The sequence below is a fragment of the Curtobacterium sp. PhB170 genome, from assembly GCF_003752345.1.
In the GTDB taxonomy this organism is placed as follows: domain Bacteria; phylum Actinomycetota; class Actinomycetes; order Actinomycetales; family Microbacteriaceae; genus Curtobacterium.
This window is the reverse complement of record NZ_RJUM01000011.1, coordinates 269742-278817: the sequence shown is the minus strand read 5'-3', so window position 1 is coordinate 278817 and position 9076 is coordinate 269742. Positions and strand designations below refer to the sequence as shown.

Sequence of the window (9076 nt, the reverse complement as noted above, 5' to 3'; positions counted from 1 at the left end):
ATGGCCAACCCCCAGGGCATCATCGACCCGCCCATCGACGACCTGCTCAGCAAGGTCGAGTCGAAGTACGCGCTCGTCATCTTCGCTTCCAAGCGTGCGCGTCAGATCAACGACTACTACGCCGACCTGCACGAGGGCTCGCTCTTCGACAACGTCGGCCCGCTCGTCGACTCGACGATCGACGACAAGCCGCTGTCCGTGGCTCTCCACGAGATCAACGAGGACAAGCTCACCGTCACCAAGCAGCAGCAGCCCTCCGACTGATCCCGGTGACTGCAGCTACTCTGCGCCTCTTCACGTCCGAGTCGGTGACCGAGGGGCACCCCGACAAGATCTGCGACCAGATCTCGGACAGCATCCTCGACGCACTGCTCACGGTGGACCCGCACGCTCGGGTCGCCGTCGAGACGATGGTGACGACCGGGCTCGTGCACGTCGCGGGCGAGGTCACGACCTCGGGCTACGTCGAGATCCCCAAGCTCGTCCGTGACGTCATCACGGGCATCGGCTACAACTCGTCGGACGTCTCCTTCGACGGCGCCACGTGCGGCGTCGAGGTGTCGATCGGTGCGCAGTCGCCGGACATCGCGCAGGGCGTCGACGAGTCGCTCGACTCCCGCACCGGCGCGGTCGACCCGCTCGACCGTCAGGGTGCCGGCGACCAGGGCATCATGTTCGGCTTCGCGACGAACGAGACCCCCGAGTACATGCCGGTCGCGATCTGGCTGGCGCACCGCCTGGCCGAGCGTCTGGCCGCCGTGCGCAAGTCCGGCGAGCTGGCGTTCCTGCGCCCGGACGGCAAGACGCAGGTCACCGTCGGCTACGACGGCGTCGTGCCGAAGACCGTCGAGACCGTCGTCCTGTCGACGCAGCACTCGCCGAGCGTCACGCTGGAGCAGCTCACCGCCGAGATCACCGAGCACGTGATCCGTCCGGTGCTCGACCTCGTCGACCTCGACTCCTCGCACGTCGACGTCATCGTCAACCCGACGGGTCGCTTCGAGATCGGTGGCCCCCAGGGCGACGCCGGACTCACCGGCCGCAAGGTCATCGTCGACACCTACGGCGGGGCCTCCCGTCACGGTGGGGGCGCGTTCAGCGGCAAGGACCCGTCCAAGGTCGACCGCTCGGCGGCGTACGCGCTGCGCTGGGTCGCGAAGAACGCGGTCGCCGCGGGCCTCGCCGACCGGCTCGAGGTGCAGGTCGCCTACGCGATCGGCCGCGCGAAGCCCGTCGGGCTCTACGTCGAGACCTTCGGCACCGGACACGTCGACGACGCCACGATCGAAGCCGCGATCCGCCAGGTCTTCGACCTGCGTCCGGCCGCGATCATCCGCGACCTCGACCTGCTCCGTCCGATCTACGCGCAGACCGCGACGTACGGACACTTCGGCCGCGAGCTCCCCGGGTTCACCTGGGAGCAGCTCGACCGCGTCGAGGAACTCCGCGCCGCCGCAGGGCTCGTCACCGCCGCCGTCTGAGGCACCGCGTGACCACCGTCGCGCGCGTCGTCCTCGACTCGCCGCTCCCGCAGTTGGACCGTCTGTTCGACTACCGGGTGCCGGCCGAGCTCGAGGACGACTGCGTGCCGGGGGTCCGCGTGAAGGTCCCGCTCCGCACCGGGGCCCGGATGTCCGACGGCTACGTCGTCGAGATCGTCGACGAGGGCGACTACCCGGGTGAACTGAGCGCGATCGAGACCCTGGTGTCACCCGTCCCGGTGCTGGCGCCGGAGATCTGGAAGCTCGCCCGCGCCGTGGCCGACCGTGCCGCCGGTGTGGCGTCCGACGTCCTCCGTCTGGCCGTGCCGACCCGCCAGGTCCGCGCCGAGAAGGCCTGGCTCGCGCGGGACACCTCGTGGTCCCCGCCCCCGGTGTCCGCCCCGCCGGTGACCGGCTACACCCCGGGCATGCTCGAAGGCGTGATCGCCGAGCACGATCGCGCTGCGGTCGCCGCCGTTCCCCACCCGGTGGCGCTGGCCGGGCCCACCAGCGACGAGGGCGACGGCGACTCCGATCCGATCTGGGTGCCCGGCTGGGCGGCGACCCTCGCCCAGGCCGCCGCCCACACGCTGGCGAGCGAGCAGTCCGCCGTCATCGCCGTCCCCGACTTCCGCGACGTGATCGACCTCGAGCGCGCGCTGCTCGCGGTGCTGCCGCCGGAACGGGTCGTGCGCTTCGACGCCAAGCAGACGAACGGGCAGCGGGCCAAGGCACTGCTGCAGGCGCGGACCCACCCCGTCGTCGCGATCGGCAACCGCACGGCGGTGTACGCGCCGGCGACCGATCTCGGGCTCATCGCGATGTGGGACGACGGCGACGCCTCGTTCATCGAGCAGCGCGCGCCGTACGTGCACACGCGTGACGTCGCCCTCGTGCGGGCTGCGCAGTCGGGTGCCGCACTGCTGTTCCTCTCGCACGCCCGCAGCACCGACGTGCAACGGCTCGTCGAACTGCACTGGCTGCAGGACGTCACGCCGTTCCGGGTGAAGACCCCGAAGGTCATCCCCACCGTGCAGCAGACCTCGGCCGAGGGCTACGCCGCGCAAGCGCGCATCCCGAGCTCAGCCTGGCGCGCCGCGCGCGAGGCCAGCCAGCACGGCCCGGTGCTCGTGCAGGTCGCGAGCCCCGGGTTCGGCACCGGGCTCGTCTGCGCAGAGTGCGGTGAGCGGGCGCACTGCCGGATCTGCGGCGGTCCGCTTGGCAGCCCGCACCGCGGTGCCACGCCGCAGTGCCGGTTCTGCGGTGCCCTCGCCGTGGGGTTCCGCTGCCCGACGTGCGGCAACGGCACCGTGAAGCCCGTGGGACAGGGTGCCCAACGCACCGCCGACGAACTCGGGCGGGCGTTCCCCGGCACCCGGATCGTGGTGGCGGACGGCTCACGCCCGCTCGACGAGGTCCCTGCGCGGCCCTCCGTCGTCGTCGCGACCCGCGGTGCCGAGCCGAGCGTGCCCGGGGGCTACGCGTGCGTCCTGCTGCTCGACGGCGAGAAGATGCTCGCGCGCGAAGGGCTGCGCGTGCAGGAGGACGTGCTCCGGTTCTGGACGAACGCCGCCGCGAAGGGCGCTCCCGGGGCCGAGGCGTACCTGGTCGGCATCGGCGGCAAGCTCGCGACGGCGATGGCGCTCTGGCGGCTCGACGGTCCCGCGCACGACGAACTCACCGACCGGCGCGAGCTGCACTTCCCGCCGGCGGTCCGCGTGGCGACGATGACCGGCACCGACGAGGCCGTGACCGCCGCGGTCGAGGCCCTCGAGGGGGCGACCGCGGGCCCGGTGCTCGGCCCGGTCCCCGTCGAGGACGACGCCCTGCCGGGCACGGTCCGGGCGATCGTGCGGTTCCCGTACGCCCATGGTGCCGAGGTCGCGGCGACCCTGAAGGCCGAGGTGATCCGGCGGTCGTCGACCCGGCGGGTGCTCAAGGGTGGCAACCGGCGTAGGGCGGCACCGACGCTGCGGGTCCGGCTCGACGACGCCGAACCCTTCTCCGAGGTCTGACCCCGCCCAGCTCCGACGCAGAACGACACCCTCGGCGTCGTACGACGACGAGGGTGTCGTTCCGAGTCCGCGGCAGCAGCGTCAGGCCCGCACGGCCCGCCCACCGACGCGCGGGAACACCACGCCGAGCGCGACCATCCCGACCGCGAGCACGAGGTGCAGCCAGTTGTCCGCCCAGTTCAGCGGCACGAAGTTCGCGCCGAACGAGTGCCCCGCGGTGAACAGCCCGTAGACCCAGAGCACGAAGTAGACGACTCCGCCGAGCACCAGGTACATCCGCGAACCGGTGGCGTACCCCGCCGCGAGCACCCCGACGACCCCGAACAACAGGTGCACGACGTTGTGCAGCACCGACACCTGGAAGACCCCGAGCAGCATCGCCATCGACCCGTGGCCGGCACCTGCGAGCGAACCGGACGTCAGCCCGGGCACGAACCCGGCGATCCCGACGAGCAGGAACACGACGCCGACGAGCAGCGCGACCTTCTGGATGCTGGACCCTGCGAAGCGGTCGGTGGACGTGGTGACGTCGGACATGGGAACCCCTCTCGTGCTGTGCCGCAGACCGTACCCACCCGGCGCGGGCCCGGTTCGGGTCAGTCCACCGAGCGCGCGCGTGGGAGGATCGAACCCATGCGTCTCGTCGTCGCCGGCAGCCCCGCTGCGGCCGTTCCCACCCTCCGCCGCCTGGCGGCGTCCGACCACGAGATCGCCGCGGTCCTCACGCGTCCGCCGACACCGCAGGGCCGGAAGCGCGTCCTGACGCCGACACCGGTCGCGCAGGTCGCCGCGGAGCTCGGGCTGCCCGTCATCGAGGCGAACCGCGTCGACGACGACGTCACCGCGCGCATCGCCGCGCTCGACGTCGACCTCGGGGTCATCGTCGCCTACGGCGCGTTGCTCCGACGCCCCGCGCTCGACGCTCCGCGCCTCGGCTGGGTCAACCTGCACTTCTCCGACCTGCCGGCGTACCGCGGCGCCGCGCCGGTCCAGCGGGCCGTGATGGCGGGGGAGATCCGCACCGCCGCGTCGGTCTTCCAGCTCGTCGAGGCGCTCGACGCCGGCCCGGTGTTCGCGGCGGACCCGTTCGAGATCGACCCGGAGGCCACCGCCGGCGAGGTCCTCGCCGCCATGGCCGAGTCGGGTGCCGAGACCGTCGCCCGGGTGGTCGACCACATCGCCGCCGGCACGGCCGTCGCGACCGAGCAGACCGGTGAGCCGACGCTCGCACCGAAGCTGACCATCGACGACGGGCGCATCGACTTCGACGCTCCGGCTGCGGTCGTGCACGCCCGTCTGCGCGGGGTCACCCCCGAGCCCGGCGCGTACGCCCACCTCGGCGAGACCCGCGTGAAGCTGCTCCGCAGCAACCGCCTGACAGGAGGCCCCGCGGACCCCGCCCCGCACCTCGCGCCCGGTGCGCTGGCACTCCACGGCGGTCGGCTGCTGGTCGGGACCGGTGACACTCCGCTGGCGCTGCTCGAGGTGCAGCCGGCCGGCAAGAAGGCGATGGACGCCGCAGCCTGGGCCCGTGGCCTGGGCGAACTGGACGGGAAGGTCCTCGCATGAGCCAGCCGACGAACACCCGGGGCGCCCGCCGCGGTCCCCGCCCCGCGAACGCCCGTCGTGTCGCGTTCGACGTGCTCCGTGCCGTGCAGGTCGACGACGCGTACGCGAACCTGCTGCTGCCGACACGCATCCGTCGTGCCGGCCTCACCGCGCGCGACGCCGCGTTCGCCACCGAGCTCACCTACGGCTCGATCCGGATGCTCGGTCGCTACGACGTCATCATCGCGCTGGCGTCGGGTCGTCGGCCGGAGAACATCGAGGCCGACGTCCTCGACGTGATGCGGCTCGGCGCCCACCAGCTGCTCGCCATGCGCACCCCGACGCACGCCGCGGTCGACGCCACGGTCGAGCTCGCCCGCGAGGTCGGTGCCCGCCGTGCCACCGGCTTCGTGAACGCCGTGATGCGCAAGATCGCCGCGCGCACCGACGACGAGTGGGACGCGCAGATCACCGAGGGCCGTGGTGGCGACGCCCTGCTCGCCACGCGGTGGTCGCACCCGGTCTGGGTCGTCTCGGCACTGCGCGACGCCCTCGCCGCCGAACGCTCGCGCGACGAGCTCGCCGCCCTGCTCGCCGCCGACAACGCCGCGCCCCGGGTGCAGCTCGCGGCGCTGCCCGGGCTCGCCACCGACGAGGACATCGCCACCGCGACCGCGACCGCGGTGCCGGACGAAGACGCAGACGACGACGCCGACGCCGATGCCGCGTTCGCCGAGGCGACCGGCGCGGCGGACGTGCCGGCGGCCCTGGTGCCCGCCGACGACGAACCGGAGGCCGACGGCGCGACCGGCACCGTGCCTCCCGTCCGGACCGCCGACCCCGTGCCGGCCGCCGACGCCCTGCCGGTCTCGCCCGTCGGGATCCGCGGCATCTCCGGTGACCCCGCGCGCGTGCCGGGCGTCGCTGCCGGGCGCCTGCGCGTGCAGGACGAGGGCTCGCAGCTCGCCGCCCTCGCGCTGAGTCGGTCGTCCGCGGTGCGCGAGGGCGAGCGCTGGCTCGACATGTGCGCCGGCCCCGGCGGCAAGGCCGCGTTGCTCGCGGCCGAGGCGCAGCAGGGCGGCGCGACCCTCGTCGCGAACGAGCTCGTGCCGGCACGTGCCGGACTCGTGCGGAACGCCCTCGGGGTGTTCGGCGACCACGTCCGCGTCGTCGAGGGGGACGCCCGGCGCTACGGCCGCGACGGCACCGGGATGACCTTCGACCGCATCCTGCTCGACGCGCCGTGCACCGGCCTCGGCGCCCTGCGTCGGCGTCCGGAAGCACGCTGGCGGAAGACCCCCGAGGACGTCCAGGAGCTCGCGGCCCTGCAGACCGAGCTGCTCGACGCCGCGGTCCGGGTGCTCGCACCGGGTGGGACGCTCGCGTACGTCACGTGCTCGCCGCACCTGGCCGAGACGCGCGGGCAGGTCGACGCCCTGATGGGGCGGCACGGGGGAGTCCTCGAGCAGCTCGACACCGCGACGATCGTCCGGGGGGTCGCCGCGCGCGACCCGGAGATCGCGGACGGCAACACGGCGCAGCTCTGGCCGCACCGGGTCGGCACGGACGCGATGTTCATCGCGTTGTTCCGTCGCGTGGGCTGAGCGCGTCGCCCGGCGTTCAGGCCGCTCGCCGGTAGGCGCTGCCGTCGCAGGTGTGCACGGCCGAGTCGTCGAACAGCGCCCGCAGGTTGTACGCGGCACAGTCACGGAACGTGCCGATGCTGATCCACCGCGCCGACCGGCGGAGCTCGCCCTTCGTGGGACCGTCCGAGCCGATGCCGGCCCGGTGGACGGTCCAGGCGATGTCCTGCGCGTCGGCGTCGAGGTAGCGCATGACCGCCTCGTTGTCCGCGTGCTGGCCGCGGTAGTCCCGCGCGAGCGTCGACCGGACGACGCGGAGCACGGGGGCGAGCCGCTTGCCGGGAGGGGCGCTCAGCCCGCCGGCCTGGTACAGCAGGCGCCGGGTGCCGTTCCGGCGCATGGCGGGGACGAGGACGCGGACGAACTGCGTGTTGACGGGTCGCTCGCGTTGCGCGGCGACGTCCCCGAGCATCACGACGACGCCCGTCACGCCGTCGAGCAGTGCATCGAGGTCGAGGTCGTCGGTGACCGAGCCCTGCACGACCTGCAGGTCGTCGTGCTGGACGGCCAGCTTCGACGGCGTCCGTGCGACTGCTCGGACGCGGTGCCCGGCGTCGAGCGCGAGTCGGGTGAAGTGCTGGCCGGTCTGGCCGGTCGCGCCGAACACGAGGAGGGTCTGTTCCGAAGGCATGTCGTCAAACTAGGCGTTGCCTAGAAAATAGTCAATGCCTAGTTCGGGAGTAGGATGTCCTCATGACCGAGCGGCCCTTCCACCACGGGAACCTGCGGGCGGTGCTCCTCGACGAGGCCGTGGCGGTGCTGCGGGAGTCCGGGGTCGACGGACTCTCGCTCCGCGACCTCGCCCGCCGCGCCGGGGTCAGTCACGGCGCCCCCCGGAGCCACTTCGTCGATCGGCAGGCGCTCCTCGACGCCCTTGCCGAACTCGGCTTCGACCGGTTGACCGCTGCCGTGCGCCGGGCACTGTCGGGTGCCGACGGGCTGGAGGACCGGTTCCGCCGGGTCGCCCTGGCGTACGTGGACTTCGCGATCGACGACGCGGCGCTGATGGACCTCATGTTCCAGGCGAAGACGACCGGCCGGACAGGCCCCGTGCAGGCTGCCGCGGAGTCGCTGTTCGCGGTGCTCGAGGGTGCCGTGGGAACCGCGACGACGGAGGACGACGGTGCGGACGCCCGTCTCCTCTTCAAGCTCCTGTTCGCGGCGACCATGCAGGGGATCGCCACCCTGGTCGTCTCGCACCGGATCGACCGGGCGCAGGGCGAACGGCTCGTCGACGCCGCGCTCGAGACGATGCTCGGCTCGGAGCTCGGCAACCGGGTGGTCGGCGGGCGCTGACGTCGCCGCGGAGCGGCCCGGCAGGCTCGCGCCGGTAGGCTTGCCCGGTGACGATCCGCATCTCGCCGAGCATCCTGTCCGCCGACTTCGCGAACCTCGAGAGTGAACTCCACCGCATCGAGACCGCCGACCTGGTGCACGTCGACGTGATGGACAACCACTTCGTGCCGAACCTGACGCTCGGGCTGCCGATCGTCCAGCGCCTGCAGCAGGTCTCCCCGGTGCCGCTCGACGTGCACCTCATGATCACCGACGCCGACGTCAACGCACCGAAGTACGCCGAGACGGGTGCGTCGAGCGTGACGTTCCACTTCGAGGCCGCGGACGACCCCGTGGCCACGGCCGCCGCGATCCGCTCGAACGGGGCCCGTGCCGCCGTCGCGGTGAAGCCCGGCACCCCGATCACGCAGGTGCTGCACCACCTCGACGCCTACGACATGATCCTGCTCATGACCGTCGAGCCCGGCTTCGGCGGCCAGTCGTTCATGCCGTCCGTGATGCCGAAGCTCGCCGACGCCCGTGCGGCGGTCGACGCCTCGGGGCTCGACGTGTGGCTCGAGGTCGACGGTGGCATCTCGGTGGACACCGTGCCCGAGGCCGTGCGCAGCGGCGCCGACACGCTCGTCGCCGGGTCGGCCGTCTACGGCGGTGAGCCCGCCGCGCGGATCACGGACCTGCGCGAAGCGGCCGCGCGGGCGCGGGCATGAGCGCGACCCGTCCGGACGGTACGTCGGAAGCGTCAGCGGAGACCGGTAGCCTGGACCGCGTGAAGACGTTCGACGACCTGTTCCAGGAGCTCACCGAGAAGGCGCGCACGCGCCCCGAGGGCTCCGGCACCGTCGCCGAACTGGACGCCGGCGTGCACCAGATCGGCAAGAAGATCGTGGAAGAAGCGGCCGAGGTCTGGATGGCGGCCGAGTACGAGGGCGACGAGCGCACCTCGGAGGAGATCTCGCAGCTCGTGTACCACCTGCAGGTCCTCATGGTCGCGAAGGGGCTGTCCCCGGCGGACATCTGGCGACATCTGTAGGACGCGCTCGGGCCCGCCCGTGCACCGACCTCGATCTGCCACGACCCCGACCAGAAAGCAGAC

10 protein-coding genes are annotated in these 9076 nt (G+C 72.8%); 8 read left to right on the top strand and 2 right to left on the bottom strand.

Features of this window, described 5'->3' with window-relative positions; all coding sequences use genetic code 11:
- Genes rpoZ through EDF40_RS12130 form a run of 3 tightly spaced genes read left to right on the top strand, consistent with a single transcriptional unit; the run spans nucleotide 1 to nucleotide 3496 of the window.
- Nucleotides 1-264 carry a DNA-directed RNA polymerase subunit omega gene (gene rpoZ / locus EDF40_RS12140; RefSeq protein ID WP_114849971.1) on the top strand — a complete coding sequence of 88 codons (264 nt, stop codon included), beginning with the start codon at nucleotides 1-3 and terminating at the stop codon, nucleotides 262-264.
- Between the two features lie 5 nt (nucleotides 265-269).
- On the top strand, nucleotides 270-1481 hold the full coding sequence (gene metK, locus EDF40_RS12135) for a methionine adenosyltransferase (RefSeq protein ID WP_185003007.1): 1212 nt from the start codon (nucleotides 270-272) through the stop codon (nucleotides 1479-1481).
- 8 nt (nucleotides 1482-1489) lie between these two features.
- On the top strand, nucleotides 1490-3496 hold the full coding sequence (locus EDF40_RS12130) for a primosomal protein N' (RefSeq protein WP_123339708.1): 2007 nt from the start codon (nucleotides 1490-1492) through the stop codon (nucleotides 3494-3496).
- Nucleotides 3497-3577: 81 nt separating this feature from the next.
- On the opposite strand, the gene EDF40_RS12125 is transcribed toward EDF40_RS12130, so the two are convergent.
- The gene (locus EDF40_RS12125) at nucleotides 3578-4033 is read right to left on the bottom strand and encodes a DUF4383 domain-containing protein (RefSeq protein ID WP_123339707.1); all 456 of its coding nucleotides are present in this window, start codon (nucleotides 4031-4033) and stop codon (nucleotides 3578-3580) included.
- A gap of 96 nt (nucleotides 4034-4129) precedes the next feature.
- Here EDF40_RS12125 and EDF40_RS12120 point away from each other — a divergent pair, with 96 nt between their 5' ends.
- Nucleotides 4130-5065 (top strand): methionyl-tRNA formyltransferase, encoded by a 936-nt coding sequence (locus EDF40_RS12120; protein ID WP_123339706.1) that lies wholly within the window; start codon nucleotides 4130-4132, stop codon nucleotides 5063-5065.
- Nucleotides 5062-6648: an RsmB/NOP family class I SAM-dependent RNA methyltransferase gene (locus EDF40_RS12115; protein ID WP_260212702.1), complete on the top strand. Its 1587-nt coding sequence runs from the start codon at nucleotides 5062-5064 to the stop codon at nucleotides 6646-6648. Before EDF40_RS12120 ends, EDF40_RS12115 begins: the two co-directional genes overlap by 4 nt.
- 16 nt (nucleotides 6649-6664) lie before the next feature.
- Here the strand turns inward: EDF40_RS12115 and EDF40_RS12110 are convergent, their stop codons facing one another.
- Nucleotides 6665-7318 (bottom strand): NAD(P)-dependent oxidoreductase, encoded by a 654-nt coding sequence (locus EDF40_RS12110; protein WP_123339705.1) that lies wholly within the window; start codon nucleotides 7316-7318, stop codon nucleotides 6665-6667.
- 62 nt (nucleotides 7319-7380) lie between these two features.
- Here EDF40_RS12110 and EDF40_RS12105 point away from each other — a divergent pair, with 62 nt between their 5' ends.
- Genes EDF40_RS12105 through EDF40_RS12095 form a run of 3 tightly spaced genes read left to right on the top strand, consistent with a single transcriptional unit; the run spans nucleotide 7381 to nucleotide 9013 of the window.
- Entirely contained in the window at nucleotides 7381-7983 is a 603-nt protein-coding gene (locus EDF40_RS12105; protein ID WP_123339704.1) for a TetR/AcrR family transcriptional regulator, read from the top strand.
- A 47-nt stretch (nucleotides 7984-8030) separates the two neighbouring features.
- The gene (gene rpe / locus EDF40_RS12100) at nucleotides 8031-8690 is read left to right on the top strand and encodes a ribulose-phosphate 3-epimerase (RefSeq protein ID WP_123339703.1); all 660 of its coding nucleotides are present in this window, start codon (nucleotides 8031-8033) and stop codon (nucleotides 8688-8690) included.
- Nucleotides 8691-8749: 59 nt separating this feature from the next.
- Entirely contained in the window at nucleotides 8750-9013 is a 264-nt protein-coding gene (locus EDF40_RS12095; protein WP_111084162.1) for a phosphoribosyl-ATP diphosphatase, read from the top strand.
- The last annotated feature ends 63 nt before the right edge of the window (nucleotides 9014-9076 follow it).

Coding starts and splice junctions, on each gene's coding strand:
- EDF40_RS12110 (WP_123339705.1), bottom strand. CDS start 7,318: ATGCCTTCGGAACAGACCCTCCTCGTGTTCGGCGCGACCGGCCAGACC.
- EDF40_RS12105 (WP_123339704.1), top strand. CDS start 7,381: ATGACCGAGCGGCCCTTCCACCACGGGAACCTGCGGGCGGTGCTCCTC.
- EDF40_RS12120 (WP_123339706.1), top strand. CDS start 4,130: ATGCGTCTCGTCGTCGCCGGCAGCCCCGCTGCGGCCGTTCCCACCCTC.
- rpoZ (WP_114849971.1), top strand. CDS start 1: ATGGCCAACCCCCAGGGCATCATCGACCCGCCCATCGACGACCTGCTC.
- EDF40_RS12115 (WP_260212702.1), top strand. CDS start 5,062: ATGAGCCAGCCGACGAACACCCGGGGCGCCCGCCGCGGTCCCCGCCCC.
- EDF40_RS12125 (WP_123339707.1), bottom strand. CDS start 4,033: ATGTCCGACGTCACCACGTCCACCGACCGCTTCGCAGGGTCCAGCATC.